This window comes from Tabrizicola fusiformis, from assembly GCF_013328815.1.
In the GTDB taxonomy this organism is placed as follows: Bacteria; Pseudomonadota; Alphaproteobacteria; order Rhodobacterales; family Rhodobacteraceae; genus Fuscibacter.
On record NZ_JABUHN010000004.1, the window covers coordinates 333,245 to 357,918 of the forward strand.

General features: G+C 66.3%; 31 protein-coding genes and 1 tRNA gene. 21 read left to right on the forward strand and 11 right to left on the reverse strand.

Going from position 1 to position 24,674, the window contains the following annotated elements:
- Position 1 precedes the first annotated feature (1 nt).
- Entirely contained in the window at positions 2 to 1,399 is a 1,398-nt protein-coding gene (locus tag HS053_RS08680) for a diguanylate cyclase (protein ID WP_174210824.1), read from the forward strand.
- 18 nt (positions 1,400 to 1,417) lie between these two features.
- Here the strand turns inward: HS053_RS08680 and HS053_RS08685 are convergent, their stop codons facing one another.
- The 4 genes from HS053_RS08685 to HS053_RS08700 form a co-directional block, all read right to left on the reverse strand.
- A complete protein-coding gene (locus HS053_RS08685) occupies positions 1,418 to 1,954 on the reverse strand; it encodes a periplasmic heavy metal sensor (RefSeq protein ID WP_174210825.1) in 537 nt (178 codons plus the stop codon).
- Positions 1,955 to 1,957: 3 nt separating this feature from the next.
- Entirely contained in the window at positions 1,958 to 2,311 is a 354-nt protein-coding gene (locus tag HS053_RS08690; RefSeq protein ID WP_174210826.1) for a dihydroorotate dehydrogenase, read from the reverse strand.
- Positions 2,312 to 2,324: 13 nt separating this feature from the next.
- Positions 2,325 to 2,921: an RNA polymerase sigma factor gene (locus HS053_RS08695; RefSeq protein WP_174210827.1), complete on the reverse strand. Its 597-nt coding sequence runs from the start codon at positions 2,919 to 2,921 to the stop codon at positions 2,325 to 2,327.
- 72 nt (positions 2,922 to 2,993) lie between these two features.
- A complete protein-coding gene (locus tag HS053_RS08700; protein WP_241699795.1) occupies positions 2,994 to 3,536 on the reverse strand; it encodes an EF-hand domain-containing protein in 543 nt (180 codons plus the stop codon).
- A 187-nt stretch (positions 3,537 to 3,723) separates the two neighbouring features.
- Here HS053_RS08700 and HS053_RS08705 point away from each other — a divergent pair, with 187 nt between their 5' ends.
- Positions 3,724 to 4,143, forward strand: coding sequence for a DUF983 domain-containing protein (locus HS053_RS08705; protein ID WP_174210828.1), 420 nt, complete (start codon positions 3,724 to 3,726; stop codon positions 4,141 to 4,143).
- Positions 4,112 to 4,738 carry an NUDIX domain-containing protein gene (locus HS053_RS08710; protein ID WP_174210829.1) on the forward strand — a complete coding sequence of 209 codons (627 nt, stop codon included), beginning with the start codon at positions 4,112 to 4,114 and terminating at the stop codon, positions 4,736 to 4,738. The genes HS053_RS08705 and HS053_RS08710 overlap by 32 nt, the downstream gene beginning before the upstream one ends.
- On the opposite strand, the gene HS053_RS08715 is transcribed toward HS053_RS08710, so the two are convergent.
- Positions 4,735 to 5,652: a fatty acid desaturase gene (locus HS053_RS08715; RefSeq protein ID WP_174210830.1), complete on the reverse strand. Its 918-nt coding sequence runs from the start codon at positions 5,650 to 5,652 to the stop codon at positions 4,735 to 4,737. The two genes, HS053_RS08710 and HS053_RS08715, sit on opposite strands and share 4 nt — an antisense overlap.
- A gap of 109 nt (positions 5,653 to 5,761) precedes the next feature.
- On the opposite strand from HS053_RS08715, the gene HS053_RS08720 reads away from it, so the two are divergent.
- A complete protein-coding gene (locus HS053_RS08720) occupies positions 5,762 to 6,610 on the forward strand; it encodes a helix-turn-helix transcriptional regulator (RefSeq protein ID WP_347233311.1) in 849 nt (282 codons plus the stop codon).
- A 12-nt stretch (positions 6,611 to 6,622) separates the two neighbouring features.
- Here the strand turns inward: HS053_RS08720 and HS053_RS08725 are convergent, their stop codons facing one another.
- Genes HS053_RS08725 through HS053_RS08735 form a run of 3 tightly spaced genes read right to left on the reverse strand, consistent with a single transcriptional unit; the run spans position 6,623 to position 8,763 of the window.
- Entirely contained in the window at positions 6,623 to 7,138 is a 516-nt protein-coding gene (locus HS053_RS08725; RefSeq protein WP_347233312.1) for a lipocalin family protein, read from the reverse strand.
- On the reverse strand, positions 7,126 to 7,668 hold the full coding sequence (locus HS053_RS08730; RefSeq protein ID WP_174210832.1) for a hypothetical protein: 543 nt from the start codon (positions 7,666 to 7,668) through the stop codon (positions 7,126 to 7,128). The genes HS053_RS08725 and HS053_RS08730 overlap by 13 nt, the downstream gene beginning before the upstream one ends.
- Before the next feature lie 57 nt (positions 7,669 to 7,725).
- The gene (locus tag HS053_RS08735) at positions 7,726 to 8,763 is read right to left on the reverse strand and encodes an aldo/keto reductase (RefSeq protein ID WP_174210833.1); all 1,038 of its coding nucleotides are present in this window, start codon (positions 8,761 to 8,763) and stop codon (positions 7,726 to 7,728) included.
- Positions 8,764 to 8,905: 142 nt separating this feature from the next.
- Between HS053_RS08735 and HS053_RS08740 the strand changes: the two genes are divergently transcribed.
- From HS053_RS08740 to HS053_RS08765, 6 genes are all read left to right on the forward strand, one after another.
- Positions 8,906 to 9,658, forward strand: a complete 753-nt coding sequence (locus HS053_RS08740; RefSeq protein ID WP_174210834.1) for an SDR family NAD(P)-dependent oxidoreductase — start codon at positions 8,906 to 8,908, stop codon at positions 9,656 to 9,658.
- A 110-nt stretch (positions 9,659 to 9,768) separates the two neighbouring features.
- A complete protein-coding gene (gene metG, locus HS053_RS08745; RefSeq protein WP_174210835.1) occupies positions 9,769 to 11,487 on the forward strand; it encodes a methionine--tRNA ligase in 1,719 nt (572 codons plus the stop codon).
- An 82-nt stretch (positions 11,488 to 11,569) separates the two neighbouring features.
- Entirely contained in the window at positions 11,570 to 12,655 is a 1,086-nt protein-coding gene (locus HS053_RS08750; RefSeq protein WP_174210836.1) for a GlxA family transcriptional regulator, read from the forward strand.
- Between the two features lie 99 nt (positions 12,656 to 12,754).
- Entirely contained in the window at positions 12,755 to 14,065 is a 1,311-nt protein-coding gene (hisD, locus tag HS053_RS08755) for a histidinol dehydrogenase (protein WP_174210837.1), read from the forward strand.
- Positions 14,062 to 14,541, forward strand: coding sequence for a UPF0262 family protein (locus tag HS053_RS08760; RefSeq protein ID WP_174210838.1), 480 nt, complete (start codon positions 14,062 to 14,064; stop codon positions 14,539 to 14,541). The genes hisD and HS053_RS08760 overlap by 4 nt, the downstream gene beginning before the upstream one ends.
- A 62-nt stretch (positions 14,542 to 14,603) precedes the next feature.
- Positions 14,604 to 15,002, forward strand: a complete 399-nt coding sequence (locus HS053_RS08765) for an arsenate-mycothiol transferase ArsC (protein ID WP_174210839.1) — start codon at positions 14,604 to 14,606, stop codon at positions 15,000 to 15,002.
- 135 nt (positions 15,003 to 15,137) lie between these two features.
- Here the strand turns inward: HS053_RS08765 and HS053_RS08770 are convergent, their stop codons facing one another.
- Positions 15,138 to 15,494 carry a winged helix-turn-helix transcriptional regulator gene (locus tag HS053_RS08770; RefSeq protein WP_174210840.1) on the reverse strand — a complete coding sequence of 119 codons (357 nt, stop codon included), beginning with the start codon at positions 15,492 to 15,494 and terminating at the stop codon, positions 15,138 to 15,140.
- A 106-nt stretch (positions 15,495 to 15,600) separates the two neighbouring features.
- Between HS053_RS08770 and HS053_RS08775 the strand changes: the two genes are divergently transcribed.
- The 4 genes from HS053_RS08775 to HS053_RS08790 all read left to right on the forward strand — a co-directional run bounded on the left by HS053_RS08775 (position 15,601) and on the right by HS053_RS08790 (position 18,543).
- Positions 15,601 to 16,443 carry an SDR family oxidoreductase gene (locus tag HS053_RS08775; RefSeq protein WP_174210841.1) on the forward strand — a complete coding sequence of 281 codons (843 nt, stop codon included), beginning with the start codon at positions 15,601 to 15,603 and terminating at the stop codon, positions 16,441 to 16,443.
- A gap of 95 nt (positions 16,444 to 16,538) precedes the next feature.
- Positions 16,539 to 16,949 (forward strand): ketosteroid isomerase-related protein, encoded by a 411-nt coding sequence (locus HS053_RS08780; protein WP_174210842.1) that lies wholly within the window; start codon positions 16,539 to 16,541, stop codon positions 16,947 to 16,949.
- Positions 16,946 to 17,530, forward strand: coding sequence for a GNAT family N-acetyltransferase (locus HS053_RS08785; RefSeq protein WP_347233313.1), 585 nt, complete (start codon positions 16,946 to 16,948; stop codon positions 17,528 to 17,530). The genes HS053_RS08780 and HS053_RS08785 overlap by 4 nt, the downstream gene beginning before the upstream one ends.
- Positions 17,531 to 17,637: 107 nt before the next feature.
- Positions 17,638 to 18,543, forward strand: a complete 906-nt coding sequence (locus HS053_RS08790) for a hypothetical protein (RefSeq protein WP_174210843.1) — start codon at positions 17,638 to 17,640, stop codon at positions 18,541 to 18,543.
- A gap of 22 nt (positions 18,544 to 18,565) precedes the next feature.
- On the opposite strand, the gene HS053_RS08795 is transcribed toward HS053_RS08790, so the two are convergent.
- Positions 18,566 to 19,381: an NlpC/P60 family protein gene (locus HS053_RS08795; protein WP_174210844.1), complete on the reverse strand. Its 816-nt coding sequence runs from the start codon at positions 19,379 to 19,381 to the stop codon at positions 18,566 to 18,568.
- A gap of 9 nt (positions 19,382 to 19,390) precedes the next feature.
- A complete protein-coding gene (locus HS053_RS08800; protein WP_174210845.1) occupies positions 19,391 to 19,693 on the reverse strand; it encodes a hypothetical protein in 303 nt (100 codons plus the stop codon).
- 170 nt (positions 19,694 to 19,863) lie between these two features.
- Here HS053_RS08800 and HS053_RS08805 point away from each other — a divergent pair, with 170 nt between their 5' ends.
- From HS053_RS08805 to HS053_RS08835, 7 genes are all read left to right on the forward strand, one after another.
- Entirely contained in the window at positions 19,864 to 20,751 is an 888-nt protein-coding gene (locus HS053_RS08805) for a carbon-nitrogen hydrolase family protein (RefSeq protein ID WP_174210846.1), read from the forward strand.
- A gap of 193 nt (positions 20,752 to 20,944) precedes the next feature.
- Positions 20,945 to 21,163, forward strand: a complete 219-nt coding sequence (gene infA, locus HS053_RS08810) for a translation initiation factor IF-1 (RefSeq protein WP_174210847.1) — start codon at positions 20,945 to 20,947, stop codon at positions 21,161 to 21,163.
- Positions 21,164 to 21,170: 7 nt separating this feature from the next.
- Entirely contained in the window at positions 21,171 to 21,746 is a 576-nt protein-coding gene (locus HS053_RS08815; RefSeq protein WP_174210848.1) for a Maf family protein, read from the forward strand.
- Positions 21,743 to 22,783: a ribonuclease E/G gene (locus HS053_RS08820; protein ID WP_174210849.1), complete on the forward strand. Its 1,041-nt coding sequence runs from the start codon at positions 21,743 to 21,745 to the stop codon at positions 22,781 to 22,783. The genes HS053_RS08815 and HS053_RS08820 overlap by 4 nt, the downstream gene beginning before the upstream one ends.
- The gene (locus tag HS053_RS08825) at positions 22,780 to 22,956 is read left to right on the forward strand and encodes a DNA gyrase inhibitor YacG (RefSeq protein ID WP_174210850.1); all 177 of its coding nucleotides are present in this window, start codon (positions 22,780 to 22,782) and stop codon (positions 22,954 to 22,956) included. Before HS053_RS08820 ends, HS053_RS08825 begins: the two co-directional genes overlap by 4 nt.
- A 99-nt stretch (positions 22,957 to 23,055) precedes the next feature.
- Positions 23,056 to 23,131: transfer RNA gene (locus HS053_RS08830), tRNA-Phe, on the forward strand.
- Between the two features lie 164 nt (positions 23,132 to 23,295).
- Entirely contained in the window at positions 23,296 to 24,444 is a 1,149-nt protein-coding gene (locus HS053_RS08835; protein WP_174210851.1) for a tyrosine-type recombinase/integrase, read from the forward strand.
- The last annotated feature ends 230 nt before the right edge of the window (positions 24,445 to 24,674 follow it).

Consider the following 24,674-nt stretch of genomic DNA (forward strand, 5'->3'; position numbering starts at 1 on the left):
CATGGTTGGCAGAATCCTCATAGTTGACGATGTTGCGACCAATCGCATCGTCCTGAAGGTCAAGCTGACGGCAGCCGGCTATCGTCCGGTGGTGGCGCCCGACGGGGCGACGGCGCTGGCCATGGCGCGGGCGGAATTGCCCGAACTGGTGCTGCTTGACCTGATGCTGCCCGATCTTTCGGGAATCGAGGTGCTGCGGCGGCTGCGCGCCGATCCGCTGACGCAGGGCCTGCCGGTGCTGGTGATGTCGGCGCCGGCCGATGCCCGGCTGCGGGTGGAGTGTTTCCGCGCCGGCGCGGATGAGGTTCTGACCCGCCCCGTCGATGACCAGACGCTTCTGGCGCGCATCCGCAGCTTCATGCGGCAGCGCGCCGAATTTGCCGAGCTGGGGCCGACGCCCGCCGCAGCGCTGCCGCTGATGGGGCTGGCGGAACCTGCGGCGGAATTTACCCCGCCCGCCCGCATCGCGCTGATCACCGCCCGCCCCGAAACCGCCATGCGGCTGCGGCGTGAACTGGCACCGCATTGCGCCGACCGGCTGATCGCCATGACTGCGGAAGAGGCGCTGGCAGAAGGCTTGCGCCCCGGCAGCGCCCCGGATGCCTTTCTGATCGAGGCGGATCTTGCCGTGGCGGGCGGCGGGCTGCGCCTGATGTCGGAACTGCAAAGCCGCGCAAACACCCGCCATGCCGCCTTTGCCATTCTGGGCACCGCCGAAAGCGGCTTTGCCCCGGCGATGGCCTATGACCTTGGCGCCCATGACGTTGCCGGGGGCGAGATTTCGGGCAGCGAGCTTGCCCTGCGGCTGGACCGGCTGTTGCGGCGCAAGCGTGCCGACGACCGGCTGCGCGCTTCGGTGCAGGACGGGCTGCGGCTGGCGGTGATTGATCCGCTGACCGGGCTTTACAACCGCCGCTATGCCGCCGCGCGGCTGGCTGCGATTGCCGAAGGGACTGCGGCAGAGGGCGGGGAATTTGCGGTGATGGTGGTGGACCTTGACCGTTTCAAATCGGTAAACGACCGCTGGGGTCATGCCGCCGGCGATGCTGTTCTGGTCGAGGTGGCCCGGCGTCTGGGCCTGTCGCTGCGCTCGGGCGACCTTCTGGCGCGGATCGGCGGCGAAGAATTTCTGGCCGCGCTGCCCGCCACCGGCCTGACCGATGGGCGGATCGTGGCCGAGCGGCTTTGCCATGCGGTCGAAGAGGCGCCGGTGCAATTGCCCTGCGGCACGCGGGTTGCGGTGACGGTCTCGATCGGGCTGGCGGTCGGTCGCGCGCCCGGGGCCGAGGTGCCCCTGCGCGACACGATGCGCGACACGGTGGACCGCGCCGACCGCGCGCTGCTCGCGGCGAAATCCGCCGGGCGCAATCAGGTGACCATCAGCCGCTCTGCCGCGTGACGCGGGCGGACAGAGGGCTCAATCCTGCCCGGGCGGCGTGGTCTTGTCCGCCTTGTCGCCGCCCGGACCGCGCCGCAGCGACGCTTCCAGCCGGTCGGCAAAGGCCAGACGTTCTTCCAGCGGCAGCGCGATCAGGTAATCGCGGATCACCGCCGCGCCCAGCGCAAGCTGGCTGGCCAGTTGCGCCTGTTGCGCCGCCATGACCGCTTCGAGCCGGGCAGCATCGAAGGGTTCGGCGCGCAGGGCCTGAAGCAGACCCTCGATTTCCTGCCGCCGCTTCTCGCGCCCCTCGCGCAATTCCGGCGCGCGTTGCAGGATGTCGCGGCGCAACGCCTTGCGATCCTCGGGGCGCAGCGCCTCGGCAAAGGGGCCAAAGCTCATGTCGCGGCCGTCGTGGAATCGCGAAGGCGGCCCATGCAGCACAGCGCCGCCGACAAGGCCCAGCACCAGAAGATTGACCGCAAGCGAGAGGCCAAGGGCGATACGCAGCCCGCGCCCCGGGCGCGGCCCCGGATGGGCGGAAACGGCGGCGAGCGGCAGTTCGGGGGCGGTCATGGCCTACTCCTCGGCAATCAGCGGGTCGATGCCCGGAAGGAAATCGTATGAGGTTTCAAGCGCGGTTACGCCCAACGCCTCGGTCAGCGCGGCCACCGGCGCGGGTTGCACGAAGCCAAGGAACAGCCCCGCCACCGCTGCCGCCGTGCCCATTCCCGCCATCACGCCGCCGCCGGCAAACATCGCGCCGATCCCGGCCCAGAAGCCGCGTGCAGCGGGTGCGCGCGACATGCTGCGAACCTGCGGTTGCAGCGCCCCGGCATCGGCCATCACCCGCGCCAACAGCGCCGGCGAAGGTTCGGCGCTCTGCCCCCGGGCCTCGGCGAAAAGATCGTCCAGATCGTTCATTCCAGTCATCCCGGCCTCCGTTTCAAGCCGATTCCTCATATCCCAAGGCGTCCCGCTGCCCCGACAGCGCCGCGGCCAGGGCACGTTTGCCCCGCGCGGTCAGGCTTTCCACCGCCTCGACACCGATCTCCATTATCTCGGCGATCTCGGGGTTGGTCAGCCCTTCGATATGGCGCAGCACCACCGCCTGCCGCTGCCGTTCCGGCAGGCTGGCCAGCGCCGCTTGAAGCGCCGCCATCCGGTCGGCCTCGATCAGGCCCGCCACGGCGCCCGGGGCGCCATCGGCCGGTTCGGCCACAGCGTCCAGCGCGTCGGTGGCGCGGCGACGGCGGCTGCGCAGCCGGTCGGTGCAAAGGTTGGTGACCACCCGGTAAAGCCAGCTTGTCACCTTCGCCTCGCCCTGGCGCCAGTCGGGGGCGATCCGCCAGAGGCGGATCATCGCCTCTTGTGCGACATCCTCCGCCTCGGTCCGGTCGGCCAAGAGCCGCGCGGCATAGCCCAGCACCCGCGGCAACAGCCGCAGCGTCAGCGCCCGCGCAGCATCGCGGTCGCCATTGGCGTAAAGCACCAGCAGGGCTTCGTCACCGATCTCGGTCGTCATGTCGCGCGGCATGGTCATCCGGTCAGGCTAGCGCGCCCGGGGCGCGGGCGCAAATCGCCCGGGGCCGCCAAGGCCCCGGGCCGTGTCAATTCAGTTCCACCACCAGCCAAGCCAGCCGCCGCGCGGACCATCGCCCCGGCCCTCGCCATCATGGCCGCGCTTGCCATGCTTGCCGTGGCCCTTCATGTGATCTTTCGCAGCCTCCATCTCGGCCAGCGAAACCGCGCCGTCACCGTCGCTGTCCAGCCGGTCGATCATGCCCTTGCCGGGGCCGGCGGCGGCCAGTTCCGCGGCGCTGACCAGACCGTCCTTGTCGGTGTCGATCCGGGCGACCATGGCCTTGGCCATCGCTTCGCGCCGGGCGGTTTCGGCCTTTTCGCGCATCACCAGCAGTTCGGCCGGTGAAAGCTTGCCATCCTTGTCGGTATCCGCCTCGGCAAAGCGCGCGGCCTTGAAGGCGTCGATCTCGGCCTGGGTAACCTTGCCGTCCTTGTCGGTGTCCATCAGGGCAAACATGCCCGCTTCGTCTTCGGCGGGCGGCGGCGGGGCGTCCTGGGCCATCACGGCCGTCGAAATCCCGGCCCCGGCAAGGGCTGCAAGGGTTACCGTGCGGATCATCGAGGTCTTGCGCATCGTGGTCTCCTGTGTTGTGGCGCCGCTCTGTCCAATGCCTTGCGCGGTGCCTTCATGCCGGGAAAAACGCCGCTGCTGCCGCTTTCCGTCGCGCATCGTGATCACGGAGTTGCGACAAATGGCGCACCCCCTCTACATGTTTGCGCCAACGGGCTAGAGTGCGGCATCCTGCAAGAAAGACCTGCCGATGACCGAAGCTTCCCTCGTGTCCCCGATGGACCAAGACGCCGCCCCCGACCGCCCGCTGGGGCGGGCTGTCCTGAACGGCTGGAAGAAATGCTGCCCGGCTTGCGGCGCGGGGCCGTTGCTGCGCAGCTATCTGAAGGTGCGCGACACCTGCCCGGTCTGCGGCGAGGAGCTGTTTCATCAGCGCGCCGATGATGGCCCGGCCTATCTGACGATCCTGATCGTCGGCCATCTTCTGGCGCCGGTGCTGCTCTTCATCTATGCCCGCTGGGAACCGGACCCGACCATTCTGGCGGCGGTGATGTCGGTGGGGGTTGTGGCGCTGTCGCTGTTCCTGCTGCCGCGGATGAAGGGGGTCATGGTCGGTTTCCAATGGGCCAAGCGGATGCATGGCTTTGGCGGCAACCGCCGCAATGACTGACCTGCCGATCCGCGCCGCCGCCACGGTGATCCTGTGGCGCGCGGGGCCTTCGGGGCCGCAGGTGCTGATGGGGCAACGTGGCGCCGGGGCCGCCTTCATGCCGTCGAAATATGTGTTCCCGGGCGGTGCCGTCGATCCCGAAGATGTCAACGGCCCGGCGCCAGGGCTGTCGCCCGGCTGTGCGGCGCGTCTGGCCGCCTTCTGCCCGCCCGAAGCGCCCGCGCCGCAAGTTCTGGCCGCGGCCGCGCTGCGCGAACTGGCCGAGGAGACGGGCCTTGCCCCCGCCCCCGGCGCCGACTGGCGCTTTGTCTTCCGCGCGATCACGCCGCCGGGCCGTAGCCGCCGTTTCGATGCGCGCTTCTTTCTGGTGCCCGCCGCCGGGGCCTCCGGCGATGCCGAGGGCTTCACCGATGCCTCGGATGAGTTGTCGCATCTGCACTGGATCGGACTTGCCGAGGCGCGGGCGCTGGACCTGCCCTTTATCACCGAGGTGGTTCTGGCCGAGGTGAGCGCGCTTCTGAAGGGCGGCGATCAGCCGGGCGTGCCGTTTTTCGACAATTCCGGCCCGGTCCCGACCTTTCGCCGCATCGCTTAATCCGCGTCGGGGGCGTCAGATTTTCGCACCGGCCAGACCGGATGCGGCACCGGGTCTTTCGCGGTCAGGAAATAGCGGCGGAAAACCTCGCCATAGCTGCGATAGACGTAGGATTCGTTGCGGCGCCGGTAATGGTCGCGCCGGGCGCGGTAAAGCGCGGGCAGCCGATACCACGGCACCGAAGGGTGCATGTGATGCACCACATGCAGGTTGTTGTTCAGAAACAACAGCGCCAGCGGCCCGCGATCCTCGACGATCACGGTGCGGGCGCGGAATGCCTCATGCGCGCGATGCTCCAGAAACGTGCGGATTTTCAGCAGGCTATAGGCCAGATAGGCCGCGATGACATAGGCCCAGAGCGGCATTTCGGTAAAGATCAGCAGCCACGCGGCCACCAGCCCCACTCCGGCCCCGTTCAGCAGCCACGCCCGCAGGATGCGCCTGTCCCCCGCCCGGTGCAGCGCGATATCGCCCCTGACGAAGAACCACGTCCCGACCGCCGGCCCCAGCACCATCCGCCCCAGAAGCGTGTTGTTCAGCCGCAAGAGCGCGCGCAGCGGCGTCCCCATCCGCGCCCAGACCGCCGGATCCTGATAATTCGACTCCGGGTCGTCATAGGGGTCGGTCAGTGCGGGATCGAAATGGTGTTGCAGATGGGTGTCGCGGAACCGCTCATAGGGCACCACCAGCGACAGCGCCGGAAAGACCACCGCCTCGTTCAGGCGGCGGCTGGCGAAGGGGTGGCCGTGCAGAACCTCATGGCAGAGCGAGGAAAACTGCGCCGTGGCCAGCGCGGTCAGCGCCACCGACGCGAGGCCCGAAACCGGCCAAAGCAGCGTGCCGGTAACCCAAAGCGCATAGGTCGCCGCCAGCATGGCAAGGGTGGGCCATTCGATTTCGCGCTGCGCCGCCATGGTCGCCTCCGGTCTTTGCCAAGGGCTAGCACTTGCCAGCCCGGGCGAGAACGCCGAGAATGCGCGAGGAATTGTCGCACTTGTTCTGGAAAATCACCAAATGTCGGAAATGATCGACAAACGCGACCGCGCCGCCCTGTTCCGCAACCGTCTGGCCGAGGCGATGGCGGCGGAAGGCATCTCGCAAAGCGCCCTCGCGCGGCGGCTGGGGGTGGACCGTTCCACGCTGTCGGCCTTACTGGCGCCGGGCACGCGACTGCCCAATGCGCAACTGGCCGCCGATTGCGCCATGGCGCTGGATGTGTCCTGCGACTGGCTGCTGGGGCTGGCGGCGCAACCCGAACCAGCGGCGCGCCTGCTCGCCGCCGCCGTCACCCTGTCGCCGGCGCCACGGGCGCTGTTTGACGAGACGATCTTCGGCTGGCACCGGGCGGCGGCGGGCTACAAGATCCGCCATGTGCCTGCCACCCTGCCGGATATGCTGAAAACCCGCGCCGTGGTGGAATGGGAATACCGCGACCCGCTGGGCCCCGATCCGCAAACCGCCATCGCGGCGTTTCAGGCGCAACTGGCGCTGCTGCGTGATGCCCGTTCCGATTATGAAATCGCCCTGCCCCGGCATGAGCTGACCGCCTTTGCCGAAGGCTCGGGCTATTGGGCGGGGCTGCCTGCAACGACCCGGGCGGCGCAGCTTGACCATCTGATCGCCCTTTGCGACGAGCTTTACCCCGGCCTGCGGATTTACCTGTTCGACGCCCATCGCGTCTGGTCGGCGCCGGTCACCGTGTTCGGCCCGCACCTTGCCGTGGTCTATCTGGGGCAAAGCTATCTGGCCTTCCGCGACCCGGAGAAGGTGGCGGGGATTCTTGCGCATTTCGACTGGCTGGTGCGCGAGGCGCCCTTGGGCGCCCGCGACACGCCGGGCTTTCTACGCGGCTTGCGCGCCGGTCTGACCTGAGGGCGCGGGGTCTCAATAGCTCACGAAGCGGTTCAGATCATAGCCGTTCCACGCCAGAATTTCGCGCGCCGCACGCAGCCTGTCGCCGGAAATTCCGCCGGAACGGTCCAGAACAAAGCCAAAGCCGCCGTCCGGCGTGCCGATAGCCAGGGTGCGATAGTCGCCATCGGCCCAAAGCACCCACCACGTCTGCCCCGCCACGTCGAACCGGCCCGGTCCGGCCGGCTGCATCGGCGCGCTGCCCCGCGCCTCCTGCCCGCCAAGGCACAGCCGCCAGACCGCGCGCAGCCCGCCCGCCCCGCGGGAAATCTCGACCCCGCCGGGTTTGCAGGCGCCGGGCGGGCCGAACCCCGCCACCTGCTTCCAGCGCCCGACCAGCCGCGCCGGGTCCAGCACCGCCGAGGAATAGATTTGCGCGTCCTTGGCCCGGAAGGCGCCCTGCGGCAACGGCCGCGCCCCCTGCGCAACACAGGCGGCCAGCATCTGAGCGGTCAACAACAGCGCGACAAAGGGGGTCAGTCGATGCACAGGGTCACCCTTTGGCCGTCATCCTGAAAGATTTCATTGCAGCCGAACATCGGCTTCAGAGGCGCGCAAGTGCCTGAACGGGCAAGGCAAAGCCCCTCGCATTGCGTGCCGCTGGAACAGCTTTTGCCGCTGTCGCGCGTGGATTTCAGGCAGGTCCGCCCGCCCTTGCCCACCTTTGCCCAAGAGCCACCTTCCTTGCGGCAGGCGGCCTCTTCGGGCGAGGCGGGGGGCGTGACCACGGTGACATCGCCTTTCGGGGGGGTTCCCTTCGGGGTTTCCCCCTGCGCAACCTCGCCTTTCGCCGCTTCGGCCCCGGGCGGCGGCACCTTTGCGGGATCGGGCGCCGGGGGGGGGCTGGGCGGGGTGGCAGCAGCCGCGCCCGGCGGCGGCGTCAGCGGGGTTACCGTCACCTCGCCCCCGGTGATCGGGCTGGCGCCCTTGGCCGGGGTCTTGCCCGCACCCTGCCCGGCGCCGCCCGGCACGCAGGCCGCAAGGGCAAGACAGCAAAAGGCCAGAACCGCAAGACGCATCACTTCCTCCTCAACCGGCCATCGCCCCGGCGTCGATGCGTCGGGCGGCCCCCATGGTCAATAGGGCATCGGCTGCAGGCGCCGCGCCGCCTCGATCTCGTCCAGCACCTCGGGCGACAGCACCAGCCCGGCGGCGCCAAGGTTGGTTTTCAATTGCGCAAGCGAGGTGGCGCCGATGATCGGCAGACAGGCAAAGGGCCGCGTCCGGCACCAGGCAATGGCCATCTGCGCCGGGTCCAGCCCGTGGCGCGCCGCCACCCCCAGATAACCGGCCACCGCCGGAAACACCTGCGGCGTGATGCGGTCCGACAGCGTGGGATTCAGGCTGCGGCGCGAGCCTTCGGGCGTTACATCGCCGGCATATTTGCCGGTCAGGAGCCCGGTCGCCAGCGGCGAGAAGGCCAGAAGCGGCATATCTTCCATCACCGAAAGCTCGGCCCAGTCGGTGTCGAACTGCCGGCAGAGCAGCGAATATTCGTTCTGCACCGTCGCCATGCGCGGCAGGCCATTGGCCTCGGCCAGCGACAGCCATTGCGCGGCCCCCCACGCGCTTTCGTTCGACAGCGCGATGTGGCGGATCTTGCCTTCGGCGATCAGCTTGGCCGCCTCTTCCAGCACATCGAGCATATGGGCGCGGGTTTCGGCCCGGCCCGCCTTGGGGGCATAATCCCAATGCTGGCGGAAGTGATAGCTGCCCCGGTTCGGCCAGTGCAGTTGGTAAAGGTCGATCACATCGGTCTGCAACCGCCGCAGCGACCCTTCCAGCGCCGTGCGCAGGCTGGCGCCGGTGATCGGCGCCCCCGCGCGCACCACCTGCCCCTGTCCGGTGACCTTGGAGGCGATCACCAGCCCGTCGCGCCCGCCGCGCGCCGCAAGCCAGCTTCCGATGATCTCTTCGGTGCGGCCCACCGTCTCGGCCCGGACCGGATTGACGGGATACATCTCGGCGGTGTCGATGAAATTCACCCCGTGGTCGCGGGCCATGTCCAGTTGCGCATGACCCTCGGTCTCGCTGTTCTGGCTGCCCCAGGTCATGCTGCCCAGACAGATTTCCGAGACAGTCAGCCCGGTCGTTCCCAATGCGATACGCTGCATGTCACCCTCCGTTTACACCGCGCAGGCTACAGGGTGCTGCGCCAAGGGCAACCCCGCGCGCGATCGGCGCGGTTTGCGCCAGATCAGGGTGCGGCGCAGGCGAATCGGGCACCCTGTGCCCGCGACAGAAAAGGAGACGGACATGCAGATCACGTTCCACGGCAAGACGGCGCTGGTCACCGGCGCGGGTTCCGGCATCGGCGCGGCGATTGCGCTGGCGCTGGCCAAGGCGGGCGCGCGGGTGGCGGTGCAGGACATCGCGCTGGACAAGGCGCAGGCGGTGGCGGCAACGATTACCGCTGCGGGCGGCGCGGCACTGGCGCTGGCGGGCGACGTATCGGTCGCGGCCGAGGTCGAGGGGCTGGTGGCAAAGACGGTGGCCTGGGGCGGCGGGCTGCACCTTCTGGTCAACAATGCCGGGATCGGCGGGCCTTCGGCGCCCACAGGGGACTATCCGCTGGACGGCTGGGACAAGGTGATCGGCGTCAATCTGAACGGGGTGTTCTATGGGCTGCGCTTCGGCATTCCGGCGATGCTGGCCGCAGGCGGCGGGGCCATTGTCAACATCGCCTCGATTCTGGGCTCGGTCGGCTTTGCCAACGCCCCGGCCTATGTCGCGGCCAAACATGCGGTGGTGGGCCTGACCAAGAACGCCGGGATGGAATATGCCACCCAAGGGATACGGGTGAATGCCATCGGCCCGGCCTTCATCGACACGCCGCTGCTGGCCGGGCTCGACGAGGCGGCGCGCAACTGGCTGATCTCGCTGCATCCCGCCGGGCGGATGGGCACATCCGAAGAGGTGGCGGCGCTGACGCTGTTCCTTCTGTCGGATCAGGCCAGCTTCATCACCGGCAGCTATCATCTGGTGGATGGCGGTTACACCGCGAAATGAAGCGGGCCTGCGCAGGATGGGCAATATTGCCCATCCCCTCTGCCGCAAACCTCTGGCCCTTTGCCGCGCCGGGCGCTAAACAGCGCCCGACCTAACGACAGGGGCGCGTCATGGCACGGATTCTGATCACCTCGGCCATTCCCTATATCAATGGCATCAAGCATCTGGGCAATCTGGTGGGCAGCCAACTGCCCGCCGATCTTTTCGCCCGCTACAACCGCGCGCTTGGCCATGAAGTCATGTTCATCTGCGCCACGGACGAGCATGGCACCCCCGCCGAACTGGCCGCCGCCAAGGCGGGCAAGCCAGTGGAAGCCTATTGCGCCGAAATGCATGAGGTGCAGAAGGAACTGGCCGCCGGCTTCCGGCTGTCTTTCGACCATTTCGGGCGCTCCTCCTCGCAGCGCAATCACCGGCTGACCCAGCATTTCGCGGGCAAGCTGGCGGAAAACGGCCTGATCCGCGAAGTGTCGGAAAAGCAGGTCTATTCCATCGACGACGGCCGCTTCCTGCCCGACCGTTATATCGAGGGCACCTGCCCGAACTGTGGCTATGACTCGGCGCGGGGTGACCAATGCGACAATTGCACCAAGCAGCTTGACCCGACCGACCTGATCAACCCGCATTCCACCATTTCCGGCTCGACCAATCTTGAGGTGCGCGAGACCAAGCACCTTTACCTGATGCAGCGGTCCTTGCGCGACAAGCTGGAAGCTTGGATCGACAGCAAGACCGACTGGCCAATCCTGACCACCTCGATCGCCAAGAAATGGCTGAACGACGGCGATGGCTTGCAAGACCGCGGCATCACCCGCGACCTGCACTGGGGCATTCCGGTGAAGAAGGGCGATGCGCCCTGGCCGGGGATGGAGGGCAAGGTCTTCTATGTCTGGTTCGATGCCCCCATCGAATATATCGCCTGCACCGCCGAATGGGCCGATGCCAATGGCCTTGGGGATGACGCCTGGCAACGCTGGTGGCGCACCGACAAGGGTGCTGCGGATGTCACCTATTATCAGTTCATGGGCAAGGACAACGTGCCCTTCCATACCCTGTCTTTCCCCGCCACCATTCTGGGGTCGGGTGAGCCGTGGAAGCTGGTCGATTACCTGAAATCGTTCAACTACCTCAACTATGACGGCGGCCAGTTCAGCACCTCGCGCGGGCGGGGCGTGTTCATGGATCAGGCGTTGCAGGTGCTGCCCGCCGACTACTGGCGCTGGTGGCTTTTGTCCCATGCCCCAGAATCCTCGGATGCCGAGTTTACATGGGAGAATTTCCAGACCTCGGTGAACAAGGATCTGGCCGATGTGCTGGGCAACCTTGTCAGCCGGGTCACCAAATTCGCCAAGTCGAAATTCGGCGACACCATCCCGGCGGGCGGCAGCTTTGGCGCGCAGGAAACCGCGCTGATTGCCGATCTGGGCGCCCGTCTGCGCGATTACGAAGGCTTCATGGCCGCGATGGAGGTGCGCAAGGCCGCCGCCGAATTGCGCGCCATCTGGGTGATCGGCAACGAATACCTGCAATCGGCCGCCCCGTGGAGCGTGGTCAAGACCGACCCCGAACAGGCGCAGGCGATGATCCGTCTCGCGCTGAACCTGATCCGGGTCTACGCGGTGGTCTCGGCCCCCTTCATTCCCGATGCCTCGGCGGCGATGATGGCGGCGCTGAACTGCGACGACTGGAGCTGGCCGCATGACACGTCGGCGGCGCTGCGCACCTTGCCGGCGGGCCATGGTTTTGCCGTGCCGGAAAACCTCTTCCGCAAGATCACCGATGAAGAGCGCGCCGACTGGCAATCGCGCTTTGCCGGTATCCGCGCCTGATGCGCCCTGCCCGCGGTTGTGGCAAGATGAAACCCGGGACAGCGACACCGGGGGCCCGCCCCCCGGGCAGCGGGAGGCAGGCATGACCCAGAGCCGCAACTATGTGTCTCGTGGTGTCGCCCATGTGGCGCTGCCGCCGGTGGCCGAACCGCTGGCGGTGAGCTTTGTTCTGCTGCCGAAATTCACCATGCTGGCCTTTTCCTCGGCCATCGAACCCTTGCGCATCGCAAATCAACTGACGGGGCAGATCCTGTTCCGCTGGCAGGTTCTGTCCGAAGATGGCGGGCCGGTGGCCTGTTCCAACGGCGTGCCGGTGATGGCCGATGGCGCATGGGGCGGCACACAGCCGCAGGGCATGGTGCTGGTCTGTTCCGGGGTCGAACCCGAAGGCAAGGCCAGCGTGGCCTTGGCCGACTGGCTGCGTGGCCTCTGGCGGCGGGGCCGTGTGGTGGGCGGGCTTTGCACCGGCGCCTATGCGCTGGCGCGGGCGGGCATCCTGAAGGGCCGCCGCTTTACCCTGCATTGGGAAAATATCGAAGGCTTTTCCGAAACCTACCCTGACCTGCATCCGCTGCGGCAGGTCTTCACCATCGAGGAGCGGGTGATGACCTGCGCCGGGGGTGTGGCCGCTGCCGATCTGATGCTGAAGCTGATCCACGACCGTTTCGGCGCCAAGCTGAGCCAGGAGGTGATGAACATGTGCCTCTTGACCCAGCGCCGCACCGAGGAGGATCGCCAGACCGCCTCGCTCGCGGCGCGTCTGGGCACAAGGCATGACAAGCTGTTGCAGGCCGCCGCCTTTCTTGAGGCGCGGATCGAGGAAGAGTTCGACCTTGACGCCTGCGCCGCCCACCTTGACCTGTCGCGCCGCCAGATCGAGCGGCTGTTCCACCGCTATCTCGACACGACCCCGGTGCGCTATATGAATGACCTGCGGCTGGCGCGGGGCCGGGCCCTGCTGGCCGAAACCGACATGAAGGTGACCGAGGTGGCGGTGGCCTGCGGCTATGCCTCCTCCTCGCATTTCTCCAAGAGTTTCCGCAAGAAATACGGCGTGTCGCCCTATCGCTTTTCACATTTCGGCACCGAGACGCACAGCGGCCTGCCCCCCGATTTGCACATGCCCCAGCCGGAGCCGTCGCTGGCCGACCTCATGCCACCGACCTGAACTGCGACCGCTTGCCCCATCGTGGAGTGCCGTGGCCCCGGTCCTTGCCGATGGGCACCCTTGCCGCTATGGGAGGGCAGACCTGACGGAGTGCCCCCGATGCCCAGCTTCCTGTCCACCGACGATGCCGATTTCGAGGCGCGGTTTTTGGCACTTCTGGGGCAGAAGCGCGAAGAGGCCGAAGACGTCGATCAGGCCGTCGCGGCGATCATCGCCGATGTCCGCGCCCGCGGCGATGCCGCGGTGACCGAGCTGACGGCGCGGTTTGACCGGCTTGACCTCACGCCGGAAACGCTGGCCTTCTCGCGCGCCGAAATCGCTGCCGAAATCGCCAAGGTCAGCCGCGAAGACCGCGCCGCGCTGGAACTCGCGGCCGAGCGGATCCGCGCCTATCACCTGCGCCAGATGCCGCAGGATGCGATGTGGACCGAGGCGACGGGCGCCATGCTGGGCTGGCGCTGGGGTCCGGTGTCGGCGGCGGGGCTTTATGTGCCGGGGGGGCTGGCCTCTTACCCCTCGTCGGTGCTGATGAACGCCATTCCGGCCAAGGTGGCGGGGGTCGGGCGGCTGGTGGTCACCTGCCCGACGCCGGGCGGCGTGGTGAACCCCTTGGTGCTGCTGGCCGCCGAACTGGCCGGGGTGGATACCGTCTACCGCATCGGCGGCGCGCAGGCGGTGGCGGCACTGGCCTATGGCACGGCGACCATCGCAGCGGTGGACAAGATCACCGGGCCAGGCAATGCCTATGTCGCCGCAGCCAAGCGCCGGGTCTTTGGCCGGGTCGGCATCGACATGATTGCCGGGCCGTCGGAAATTCTGGTGATTTCGGATGGCACCGCCGACCCTGACTGGCTGGCGCTGGACCTCTTGTCACAGGCCGAGCATGACGAAAGCGCGCAATCCATCCTGATCACCCCCGACGCCACCCATGCCGCCGCCGTGGTGGCCGCCGTCGAGGCGCGGCTGCAAACGCTGGAACGCCGTGCCATCGCGGGCGCAAGCTGGCGCGATTTCGGCGCAGTGATTGTGACCCGCGATCTGGACGAGGCCGCCACCCTGTCAAACCGCGTGGCGCCCGAACATCTGGAACTCTGCGTCACCGATCCCGAGGCGTTGTCGGCGCGCATCACCCATGCCGGCGCGATCTTTCTGGGGGCATGGACTCCCGAGGCGATCGGCGACTACGTTGGCGGGCCGAACCATGTGCTGCCCACCGCACGTTCGGCACGGTTTTCCTCGGGGCTGAGTGTGATGGACTTCCTCAAACGAACCACCCTTGCCAAGATGACCCCCGCCGCGCTGGCCGCCATCGGCCCCGCGGCCGAGCGGCTGGCCGTTTCGGAAAGCCTGCAGGCGCATGGCCTTTCGGTGCGCGCCCGGCTGGAACAACTGAACGGGGGGGAGCAATGACCAACCGCATCTGCCATATCGAGATCGACGAACGCGGGCTGGCCCGCGCCACCGCGGAAATCGAGCAGGAACGCAAGGTCGCCATCTTCGACCTCTTGGAAGAAAACTCCTTCGCCCTGCCCCGGCGCGAGGACCGCGCGATCCCCGACGGCCCCTACCGGCTTGGCCTTGCCATCCGCGAGGGACGGCTGGTCTTCTCCCTCGCCACCGAGGCCGAGGCGCCGGTGGGCGAATTCCACCTCTCGCTCGGCCCGTTCCGGCAGGTGGTGAAGGATTACTTCCAGATCTGCGAAAGCTATTTCGAGGCGGTCAAACGCCTGCCGCCCAGCCAGATCGAGGCAATCGACATGGCCCGCCGCGGCATCCACAACGAGGGGGCCCGCGTGCTGCAGGAACGGCTCGACGGCAAGGCCGAGGTCGATATCGACACCGCCCGGCGCCTGTTCACCCTGATCTGCGTTCTGCATTGGGGGTAAGCTTGGGCGCCGCTCCGCAAGCCGTTCTGTTTTGCTGCGACCACAATGCGGTCCGCTCGCCCATGGCCGAAGCCATGATGAAGAAATTCTATGGCCGCCGGATCTATGTGCAATCGGCAGGGGTCAGGAATGACATGGAGGTGGACGGCTTTTCCATTGCCGTCTGCGCCGAACTGGGGGTGGAACTGTCGCGCCACCGCTCGCGCAGCTTTGAGGAAATGGTGCAATGGGGCGATGATCTGGGGCAATTCGACCTGATCATCGCGCTGTCTTCGGCCAGCCAGCACACCGCGCTGGACCTGACGAAACACTATCACCTCGATGTCGAATACTGGCCCATCGTCGATCCCACCGCCCTTGGCGAAACCCGCGAGGCGAAGCTATCGGCCTATCGTCAGGCCCGAGACCAGATCCGCGACAAGATCATCGCCCGGTTTGGCCCCCCCGACCCTTCGCCCTGAACGCCGCGCGGCGGAGAGGGCAGACGCTCCGCGGGGAGTATTTCAAGAAGGGCAAATCCTTCAAATCCCTTTGCATTTGCCCTTCTTCAAATACTCCCGCCGGAGGCATCCGCAGCCGGGCCGGGATGCGGCGGTTCAGGTCCGGGTGCCAAGGAAGGCGGGCAGGTTCTCTTCGATCCAGCCGGTAAGGGCGGCGACGCGCAGCGCCGCCTCCTGTCCCAGCGGGGTCAGCGCATAATCCACATGCGGCGGCACCACCTGATGCGCGGTGCGCCGGATCAGCCCGTCGCCCTCCAGCACCTGCAAGGTCTGGGCCAGCATCCGCTCGGACACACCGCCCACCCGCCGCCGCAGCGCCGAAAAGCGCAGGGTGCCTTCCTGCAGCGCCAGCAGCACCAGAACGCCCCATTGGCTGGTCAGGTGCTTCAGCACCTGCCGCGAGGGGCATTCTGCGGCCAGCACATTGGGCGCAAAGCCCGGTTCTGCATTCATGTCCGGCCCTCTGTGCGGCAATGCGGGATACTTACCAAAATGTAGGCACTTCCCTTTCGTAAGTAAAGGCGTATCTCTGGCCCATCGCAACCGAGAGGACGTTACCATGACTATTGCCATCACCGGGGCCACCGGCCAGCTTGGCCGCCTTGCCATCGCCGCGCTCAAGACCCGCGCCCCGGGGGCGGAGGTTATCGCCCTTGCCCGCAATGCCGCCGCCGATCTGGGCGTTCCGGTCCGCGCCTTTGACTATACCAAGCCGGAAACGCTGGTTCCCGCGCTGGCGGGTGTCGAGACGCTGGTTCTGATTTCCTCGAGCGATTTCAATGACCGCGCCGGACAGCACAAGGCGGTGATCGACGCGGCCAAGGCGGCAGGGGTCGGGCGGATCGTCTATACCTCACTGCTCAAGGGCGATGCTTCGCCGATGATCCTGGCGCAGGACCATATTGCGACCGAAGCCTATCTTGCCGCCTCGGGTCTGGCCCATACCGTGCTGCGCAATGGCTGGTATACCGAGAACCACACCGGGTCGCTGGGCGGGGCGATTGCCGCCGGTGCGATGATCGGCGCTTCGGGCGAAGGGCGGATCGCCTCGGCGGCCCGCGCCGATTATGCCGAAGCGATTGCCGTCACCGCGCTGGACGCCACCCATGCCGGCAAGGTCTATGAGCTGGTAGGCGATGCCGCCCCGACCATGACCGAATTTGCCGCCGAAGTGGGCCGCCAGATCGGCAAGCCCCTGCCCTACAATGACCTGCCGCCCGCGACCTATGCCGGTATCCTGCAAAGCTTCGGCCTGCCCGAGGGCTTTGCCAATATCCTGGCAGACAGCGATGTGCAGGCATCGAAGGGCGCTCTCTTTGACGACAGCCGCACGCTTTCGGCGCTGATCGGACGGCCGACCACCCCGATCGCCGCGACCATCGCGGCGGCGCTGGCAGGCTGAGGCGTCGCATTCCGGCCTGAATGCGTCCCCTCCGGCTTTGACCTTGCCGGAGGGGCGTGGCACAACCGGGCGGCACCCCGAACCACGGAGCCGAAATGAGCCAGTCGCAAGCCCGCGCCACCCTGACCGCCTATTACGCCGCCTTCAACGCGGGCGACATTCCGGCGATGCTCGACACGCTGCATGACGATTTCGCGCATCATGTGAATGAGGGCGCGACGCGGCTGGGCAAGGCGGCTTTCGCCGAATTCTGCGCCCATATGTCGGAAACCTACCGCGAAGAGCTGCGCGACATTGCGGTGATGGCCAATGACGCGGGCACGCGCGGGGCGGCGGAATTCGTGGTGCATGGCCAGTATCTCAAGACCGACCCCGGCCTGCCCGAGGCGCGCGGGCAGCGTTATGTGCTGCCCGCCGGCGGGTTCTTTACGCTGCAAGACGGCAAGATCACCCGCGTCACCACCTATTACAACCTGAACGACTGGATCGCACAGGTGTCCAGGTGATCGAGGTCCGCAGCCTGCAGGGGGCCGAGCTTGAGGCCCATCTGGAAGAGGTTGCCGCGTTGCGCATCGCGGTGTTCCGGGATTGGCCCTATCTTTACGACGGCACGCTGGATTACGAACGCGAGTATCTCAAGACCTACCGCGACAATCCGGGGGCGCTTCTGGTCGGGGCTTTCGACGAGGGGCGGCTGGTCGGGGCCTCGACCTCCACCCGGATGGAGGATCATGCCGAGGCTTTTGCGGCGCCGTTTCGCGCGCTGGATATCCCGCTGACCGCGATCCTGTATGGCGCGGAATCGGTGCTGTTGCCGCCCTATCGCGGGCAGGGCATCGGCCACCGCTTCTTTGACCTGCGCGAGGCCCATGCCCGGGCGCAGGGCCGCAGCCATGTCGCCTTCTGTTCGGTGCTGCGCCCCGAAAGCCACCCGCAGCGCCCGGCGGAATATCGGACCAATGACGCCTTCTGGCTGGGCCGCGGTTATGCGCCTTTGCCCGGGGTGATGGCCGAATTCGCCTGGCGCGATCTGGGCGACAGCAGCGACACGATGAAGCCGCTGCAATTCTGGATGCGCGCGCTTTAGGCGGACAGAAATCGTTTGCGTGAAAGCAGGGCAGACCGCTAACATTCCGGGCATTGCTTGAATGGTTGCCTTGGTTGCTGCTTTCACCCGCAAGCCACAGGTCCGCCATGAGTTTCAAGAAACCCACCACCCTGCTGCGCGAGGCGCATGTCGGAATAAACAAGGCGCTTGGCCTTGCCGAGCCGGTCGATACCCGCCCGCGCCACACCAACACCATGTCCATACTGGGGCCGGGCGTGACCATCGCCTACAAGAAGCGGACACCGGACAATTACCCCAGCGCGCAGATGAAGACGGCGGCCCTTGCGGGTGCGCGGCGGGCGCAGGCGGCGGTGGCCAAGGCCAACAACATCCTCGCCGGGGTGATCATGCTGCGGCAGAAGGAACCGGCGATCCTGACACAAACACTTGCCGCCCATTTCAGGATGCCTGCGGGCGATCTGTGCGGCGGGGCACTGACCGACAACACGGTGGACAAGCCGTTTTCCTTTTCCGACATGGGCAAGCATGACCGCCGCTGGGTGATCGAGAAGATCCGCAAGCAGATGCTGCATCTGTCCTTCCATCTGAACACCGGCCTTTACATGATCGACATTGACCCGACCAACCGCACAACCGCGGCGGGTGGCGTTGTCGATCCGACGCAGGCCGACCCCGATGAAGAAGCCTATGTGATCGGCTATACCTCGCTCAAGCGCGGCTGCGGCTATCGCAATGGCGAAATCCACGTCAACTTTGACGCGATGAAGGGCTATTCGGCCAATTCCTATGCGCGGGTGATCATCCACGAAGCCTGCCACAAGTATCTTGAGGCCGACGATCATGAGCTGGTCAGCGCAACCGATGGCAAGAACCATTCGGCCTATGCCCATGACGGGGTCTATGCCTCGTTGCCGCTGACCGAACGGCTGACCAACGCGGACTGCATCGCCTGGACGGCAATCTCGCTTTATGCGGGGGCCGTCAAAATGGCCACGCCGGGCAACTACCACCCGGACTGGGAGCAATCCTGACAGCTTGCGCCGGGCGGGCGGCCTAGAACAGGCGGACGACCGGCCCGCTTCCGCCCCCGCCGCTGCCAAAGTTCAGCGGCCCGAAGGAGGCGGTCAGCGTTTCCGGCCCGCCTTCGGCGAGATTGACGCTCAGAAAATGGGGATTGAGGAAAAACTCGACCGGCAAGCGGTTCGGCGCCCGCATCAGTTCGGGCCGGTTCATCGGATTGCGGACCGGCAGGGCGCTGTCATAGCAGTCATAAACCAGATCGCTGCAGATAAAGGCATGGGCCGGATTCGCTGCAAGACCGCCCGGATCACTCGCGCGATAGACCTCTTCGAGGAAGCGTTTGACGGCGCGCGGGCGCCGTTTGGGCAAATCGAACTTGTGGCGCAGGGCATCAATGGCCAGATTGACCACCGCGCGGTAATCATATCGCCCGCCCACCGCCGCGTTGGCGCTGGCGACGACCTTTGCCGCCGCTGACTTGGGTGAATAGCTGAGGGTGCGGTCGGGACCGCTCACGGAAACGATATCGGTGAAGCCCTGATAGCGCAGACAGGCAACGGTGCGGCCATCCAGAACCTCGGCCAGACTTTCCGCGCGAATCCCGCCGCGCTTTTGCAGCGGCGCAACCGGCTGTGCGTGAACGATCTGCCCGCCGCCGATATAAAGCCCGACATGCGTGATGGCGCAGACCGCCTCGGGAAAGCCATAGGCAAGCTGGGCGTGGAAGACGGCGCTGCTGGCGGGCGGTTCGGCGAAAAACAGGACCAGATCGGCCGGGCGCAGCACCGCTTGCGCGCGGTCGATCAGGGCTTCATCAATTTTGAACCGCGGGCGAACATCTACCGGCACCAGAACCGCTCACTTCCGCGAATGTGCCTTCTGGCTGTGTCCGATAGGCTCGACGCCATTGCCAAGCGACGAGATGATCAGGTTCTTGATCTGCGCCTCTGTCAGATCACGGGGATCGGCCAGACGGACATAGGTGGCGCAGCCCTGCCCCTCTTCCGTGCGAAACTCTACAATATCGCCGGGCTCGGGCGGCATACCCTTGCCGCGCAGCGTTTCATAACAGGGAACCGCAGGTCCGGCATTGTCCAGATCCCAGATCGTGTAGCGTCTGGAATCATAGACGCGGACGATCTGGCCAAAATGCATCGACATAACACTATCCCGACTGGCGGTTGGAACGGCACAGCGCGGCACCCCACCACCGCACCGCGAAAATAGGCCGGTTTGCGGCCAAATTCAACCAAGGATCGCGCGGATGGCTAAGGCCCTGTTGAGTTTCCCCCCGGTTGCGCGGGGGTGCCGATTTATCTATCAAGACAGCCATGAAAATTGCTGCTGCCGCATACCCGCTGGATTTCCATGGCGATTTCGCCGGTTTTGCCGCCAAGACCCGCCTCTGGGTCGCCGAGGCCGCGGCGGCGGGTGCCGATCTTCTGGTCTTTCCCGAATATGGGCTGATGGAACAGGCCGGCCTTGGCGGACGCAAGCTTGCCAATGATCTGGAGGCCAGCCTGCATGAGGTGGCCCGCCACCGCCCGGCCACCGATGCCCTGTTCGCCGGGCTGGCGCGGGAACACGGGCTCTATATCCTTGGCCCGTCGGGCCCGGTGTTCGATACCGCCTGCCACCCCGACCGCCCGGTCAACCGGGCCAGCCTCTTTGGCCCGGACGGGCTGATCGGCCATCAGGACAAGCAGATGATGACCCGGTTTGAGCGGGAAACCTGGGATGTGGTGGCGGGCGGGCCGCTGCGGGTGTTCGAGACCACCATCGGCCGCATCGGCGTGCTGATCTGCTATGACAGCGAGTTTCCCCTGCTGGGCCGCGCCCTGATCGAGGCGGGGGCCGAGATCATCCTTGTTCCGTCCTGCACCGACAGTCTGGCGGGCTATACCCGGGTGCGCACCGGCGCCATGGCCCGCGCGCTGGAGGGCCAGTGCATCACGGTGCATTCCCCCACGGTGGGCGACTGCGTTTTCTGCCTTGCCGTGGACGAGAATGTAGGGCGGGCGGCAATATATGGCCCCGCAGACCGCGGCTTTCCCGAAACCGGCATTCTGGCCGAAACCGCGCTGAACGCGCCGGGCTGGGCCATCGCCGAGGTGAGCCTTGAGGCGGTCCATGCCGTGCGCCGCAGCGGCAATGTCTTCAACCACACGCATTGGCCCGAACAGGCGGCGCGGGCAGCGCAAAGGGTGAAACGCGGGTAACGCGGCCACTGCCGCTGCCTCCGGCGGGAGTATTTGGAAGGGTGCAAATCGCAGGTGCGGCACCTTGGCCTGCCGTTCTGCACATGCTCCTGCCGGAGGTGCCGCAAGACTCCGCTTGAAGTTTTGCCAAAACCGGCGCATATCGCCGCCACAGCCTGCGCCCCTGCGCGGGCCAACCCCTTTTGGAGTGACCATGGCCAAGGAAGAAACCCTCGAATTCCCCGGTGTCGTGAAGGAACTCCTGCCCAATGCGACATTCAAGGTTGAACTCGACAACGGCCATGAACTGATCGCAACGATGGCAGGCAAGATGCGCAAGAACCGCATCCGCGTTCTGGCAGGCGACAAGGTGCAGGTGGAAATGACCCCCTACGACCTGTCGAAGGGCCGCATCAACTATCGCTTCAAGTAAGCCCGAATTGCGCTTCATCCTCGGATCAGGCAGCCCGCGCCGGAAAGAGCTTCTGGCGCAGCTTGGCATCGTTCCCGACGCCATCCTTCCCCCCGACATCGACGAAGACCCGCGCAAGGCGGAACTTCCCCGGCCCTATTGCGCCCGTCTGGCGCGGGAAAAGGCCGCCGCCGTGCAGGCGGGGCATGAGGATATCGTGCTGTGCGCCGATACCACCGTGGCGCTTGGCCGCCGCATTCTGGGCAAGCCGCGCGACGCGGGTGAGGCTGCGGCCTTTCTGACCGCCCTGGGCGGGCGGCGGCATGAGGTGATCACGGCCGTCGCGGTGCGGCGGGGTGACAGGATCTGGACCCGCGAAAGCGTGAGCGCTGTGAAGATGAAGCGGCTGTCGGATGCCGAGTTGAACGGCTATCTGCAGGGCGGTGAATGGCAGGGCAAGGCCGGCGGCTATGCCATTCAGGGCGCCGCCGGGGCCTTTATCCCATGGATTTCCGGCAGTTTCACCGGCATCGTCGGGCTGCCGCTGGCAGAAACCGCGGCGCTGCTGACGGCAGCGGGCTATCCGGTCTGGAGGCGGGCATGAAGGGTCGTGTGGTCATTCTTGACGAGATTGCCGGGCGTGGGGCTGCGGCCCTGATCGTGGACGGCGCCTTGCAGGAATTGTCGGTCGATCCGGGCGACGACACGCCGCTGCCCGGCGCGATCTATCGCGCGGTGGCGGATCGTCCGGTCAAGGGTCAGGGCGGGCTCTTCGTCAAGCTGCCGGGCGGTTCGGGCTTTCTGCGGCAGGTCTCGGGCATTGCGCCGGGCCAGCGGCTTCTGGTGCAGGTCTCCGGCCCGGCGGAACCGGGCAAGGCGCTGCCGGTCACCACGCGGCTTCTCTTCAAGTCGCGCTATGCCATCGTGACGCCGGGCGCTGCCGGTCTGAACATCAGCCGCGCCATCCGCGACGAAGAATTGCGCGTGGAACTGGACGCGCTGGCGGCCGAGGGCATGGCAGGCGCCGATGCCACGCTGGGGCTGATCCTGCGGTCGTCCTGTGCGACGGCGGAACCCGAGGTGATCGCCGAGGATATTGCCGCCATGCGGGCGCTGGCCGAAGCGGTGCTGACCGATCTGCAAGGCGGGCCGGAACTGCTGGTTGACGGGCCGGGCGCCCATGACCTGGCCTGCCGCGACTGGCTTGACCCCGCGCCGGACAGTTTCGTGACCGATGCCGGCGGCTTTGCCGACCATGGCGTGGAAGAGCTGATCGACGGGCTGCTGGCGGCCCGGGTGCCGCTGCCCGGCGGCGGCCATCTGATGATCGAACCGACCCGGGCGCTGGTCGCCGTCGATGTGAACACCGGGCCTGACACCTCACCAGCCGCAGCACTCAAGGCCAATATCGCCGCCGCCCGCGACCTGCCGCGCCAGTTGCGGCTGCGCGGCCTTGGCGGGCAGATCGTGGTCGATTTCGCCCCGGTGCCGAAGAAAGACCGTGCGATTCTGGATCAGGTGCTGCGCGCCGCCTTCAAGCCCGAAGGCGCCGATGTGAACCTGGCCGGCTGGACCACGCTGGGGCTTTACGAGATCACCCGCCGCCGCGACCGCCTGCCGCTGGCCGAGCTTCTTGCATGAGCTGCCCGGTCTGCCACAAGGAGAGCGACGCGAAGCTGCACCCGTTCTGCTCGCGCCGCTGCGCCGATATCGACCTTGGCCGCTGGCTGACCGGGGCTTATGTGATCCCCGGCGAGGCGATCGAGGATGAAAACCCCGCCGATCCCCCTGCCCCGCCACCGCGCCCGCAGTAACCGGAAAAAGCGCGCGAAAATCGGCAAATCCCTCTGGACACCCCCGCGCGCCTGACGTATCACCCGCCCACCAAACGGGCAAACGCCCGAAGGCACGGTGCCCAGATAGCTCAGTTGGTAGAGCAGCGGATTGAAAATCCGCGTGTCGCTGGTTCGATTCCGGCTCTGGGCACCATTTTTCCCTCCGTAGTTATCCGATGACATCCAGAAACCACTGGTTTACAAGGGTTTCTTAGTTCTGTTTGTCCGAGACGCTCCGGCTTTGTCCGCGTCGATCCGAGCCCTTTGGGGGTAACGTTGGGGGTAGCGCCGGGGCCATGGGAAAGGCGATACCCCCAAATGCCCCTGAGCGACGCAGCGATACGGAGACTGAAGCCGCGCGAGAAGCAGTACAAAGTCTCGGACTTCGACGGGCTTTTCGTGCTTGTGCGACCCAATGGCTCTCGGCTGTGGCAGTTCAAGTATCGGATTGCCGGAAAGGAAAAACTGCTGTCGATCGGACCTTACCCTGAAACGAGCCTCACCCAAGCGCGGGCAATGCGGGACGCGGCGCGGTCGATGGTCGCAAGGGGTATTGATCCCAGCGAGGCCAAGCAGAAGCAGAAGCGGCAGAACCTGCTGCAGGATCGGCTAACCTTTGCCGTTCAGGCCCGAGAATACCTTACCAAGATTCGCCAGGAAGGCCGCGCAGAGATGACCATGCGCAAGCTGGAGTGGCTACTCGCCATGGCAATCGAAGATCTGGGCGACAGACCGATTGCAGACATCGCCGCACCCGCTGTTCTGCGCTGCCTTCGCAAGGTGGAATCGCGCGGGACCCATGAAACCGCACGGCGACTGCGCTCAACCATCGGCACAGTCTTCCGCTTTGGCGTTGCCTCGGGCTTGGCAACAAACGACCCGACCTATGCCCTTCGCGATGCACTTGTGCGTCCAAAGGCCAAGCCACGCGCTGCCATCACAGAGCCAGATGAACTGGGCAAGCTGATGCGCGCCATCGCAGGCTACAATGGGCAAACGGTCACCAAGATTGCACTGGAACTTCTGGCATTGCTGGTCCCGCGCCCGGGTGAGTTGCGGCAAGCGCGCTGGACTGAGTTCGACCTGGCCTCTGCTGTCTGGTCGATACCGGCTGAACGAATGAAGATGCGTCGTCCCCATCGCGTACCGCTTCCAGGGCGGGCACTGGCGCTTCTGAAGGATCTGAAGGCGCTGACCGGGCACACAGAGTTTCTGCTGCCCTCGCTTGTCTCGGTCAAGCGCATGATGAGCGAAAACACCTTGAATACGGCCTTACGCAGGCTCGGCTATGACGCCGAAGAAATGACGGCGCACGGTTGCCGAGCGAGCTTTTCGACCCTTGCAAACGAAAGTGGCCTCTGGAACCCTGATGCGATTGAGCGGGCGATTGCTCACGTTGAAGCCAATGATGTTCGCCGCGCCTATGCTCGGGGTGAGCATTGGGAAGAGCGTATGCGGATGCCATAGCTCCGGCCAAGCCCGATCAACCGACATGCCCCGCTTTCCTCTTGCACCGCGACATTCCTGAATGGTTGCTCCTGCGGCAACTTTGACGGCAGCAGCGTTTCTGGTCATGTCACCAAGAAGGGGTATGGCGCCAACTGTCGGGCTTGCGCAAAACGGACCGGGGCAAGCGCGGTTGCAGACCGCCGGTTGGTCCGTTCGATGGCAGATGGTTCAATGCTATGAGGCCCCCT

Coding starts and splice junctions, on each gene's coding strand:
- HS053_RS08805 (WP_174210846.1), top strand. CDS start 19,864: ATGAAAATTGCTGCTGCCGCATACCCGCTGGATTTCCATGGCGATTTC.
- HS053_RS08800 (WP_174210845.1), bottom strand. CDS start 19,693: ATGTCGATGCATTTTGGCCAGATCGTCCGCGTCTATGATTCCAGACGC.
- HS053_RS08720 (WP_347233311.1), top strand. CDS start 5,762: ATGATCGACAAACGCGACCGCGCCGCCCTGTTCCGCAACCGTCTGGCC.
- HS053_RS08710 (WP_174210829.1), top strand. CDS start 4,112: ATGGCTTTGGCGGCAACCGCCGCAATGACTGACCTGCCGATCCGCGCC.
- metG (WP_174210835.1), top strand. CDS start 9,769: ATGGCACGGATTCTGATCACCTCGGCCATTCCCTATATCAATGGCATC.
- HS053_RS08780 (WP_174210842.1), top strand. CDS start 16,539: ATGAGCCAGTCGCAAGCCCGCGCCACCCTGACCGCCTATTACGCCGCC.
- HS053_RS08790 (WP_174210843.1), top strand. CDS start 17,638: ATGAGTTTCAAGAAACCCACCACCCTGCTGCGCGAGGCGCATGTCGGA.
- HS053_RS08700 (WP_241699795.1), bottom strand. CDS start 3,536: ATGCGCAAGACCTCGATGATCCGCACGGTAACCCTTGCAGCCCTTGCC.
- HS053_RS08820 (WP_174210849.1), top strand. CDS start 21,743: ATGAAGGGTCGTGTGGTCATTCTTGACGAGATTGCCGGGCGTGGGGCT.
- HS053_RS08735 (WP_174210833.1), bottom strand. CDS start 8,763: ATGCAGCGTATCGCATTGGGAACGACCGGGCTGACTGTCTCGGAAATC.
- HS053_RS08715 (WP_174210830.1), bottom strand. CDS start 5,652: ATGGCGGCGCAGCGCGAAATCGAATGGCCCACCCTTGCCATGCTGGCG.
- HS053_RS08835 (WP_174210851.1), top strand. CDS start 23,296: ATGCCCCTGAGCGACGCAGCGATACGGAGACTGAAGCCGCGCGAGAAG.
- HS053_RS08695 (WP_174210827.1), bottom strand. CDS start 2,921: ATGACCATGCCGCGCGACATGACGACCGAGATCGGTGACGAAGCCCTG.
- HS053_RS08730 (WP_174210832.1), bottom strand. CDS start 7,668: ATGCGTCTTGCGGTTCTGGCCTTTTGCTGTCTTGCCCTTGCGGCCTGC.
- HS053_RS08740 (WP_174210834.1), top strand. CDS start 8,906: ATGCAGATCACGTTCCACGGCAAGACGGCGCTGGTCACCGGCGCGGGT.
- HS053_RS08760 (WP_174210838.1), top strand. CDS start 14,062: ATGACCAACCGCATCTGCCATATCGAGATCGACGAACGCGGGCTGGCC.
- infA (WP_174210847.1), top strand. CDS start 20,945: ATGGCCAAGGAAGAAACCCTCGAATTCCCCGGTGTCGTGAAGGAACTC.
- HS053_RS08690 (WP_174210826.1), bottom strand. CDS start 2,311: ATGACTGGAATGAACGATCTGGACGATCTTTTCGCCGAGGCCCGGGGG.
- HS053_RS08765 (WP_174210839.1), top strand. CDS start 14,604: ATGGCCGAAGCCATGATGAAGAAATTCTATGGCCGCCGGATCTATGTG.
- HS053_RS08750 (WP_174210836.1), top strand. CDS start 11,570: ATGACCCAGAGCCGCAACTATGTGTCTCGTGGTGTCGCCCATGTGGCG.
- HS053_RS08680 (WP_174210824.1), top strand. CDS start 2: ATGGTTGGCAGAATCCTCATAGTTGACGATGTTGCGACCAATCGCATC.
- HS053_RS08770 (WP_174210840.1), bottom strand. CDS start 15,494: ATGAATGCAGAACCGGGCTTTGCGCCCAATGTGCTGGCCGCAGAATGC.
- hisD (WP_174210837.1), top strand. CDS start 12,755: ATGCCCAGCTTCCTGTCCACCGACGATGCCGATTTCGAGGCGCGGTTT.
- HS053_RS08825 (WP_174210850.1), top strand. CDS start 22,780: ATGAGCTGCCCGGTCTGCCACAAGGAGAGCGACGCGAAGCTGCACCCG.
- HS053_RS08685 (WP_174210825.1), bottom strand. CDS start 1,954: ATGACCGCCCCCGAACTGCCGCTCGCCGCCGTTTCCGCCCATCCGGGG.
- HS053_RS08775 (WP_174210841.1), top strand. CDS start 15,601: ATGACTATTGCCATCACCGGGGCCACCGGCCAGCTTGGCCGCCTTGCC.
- HS053_RS08705 (WP_174210828.1), top strand. CDS start 3,724: ATGACCGAAGCTTCCCTCGTGTCCCCGATGGACCAAGACGCCGCCCCC.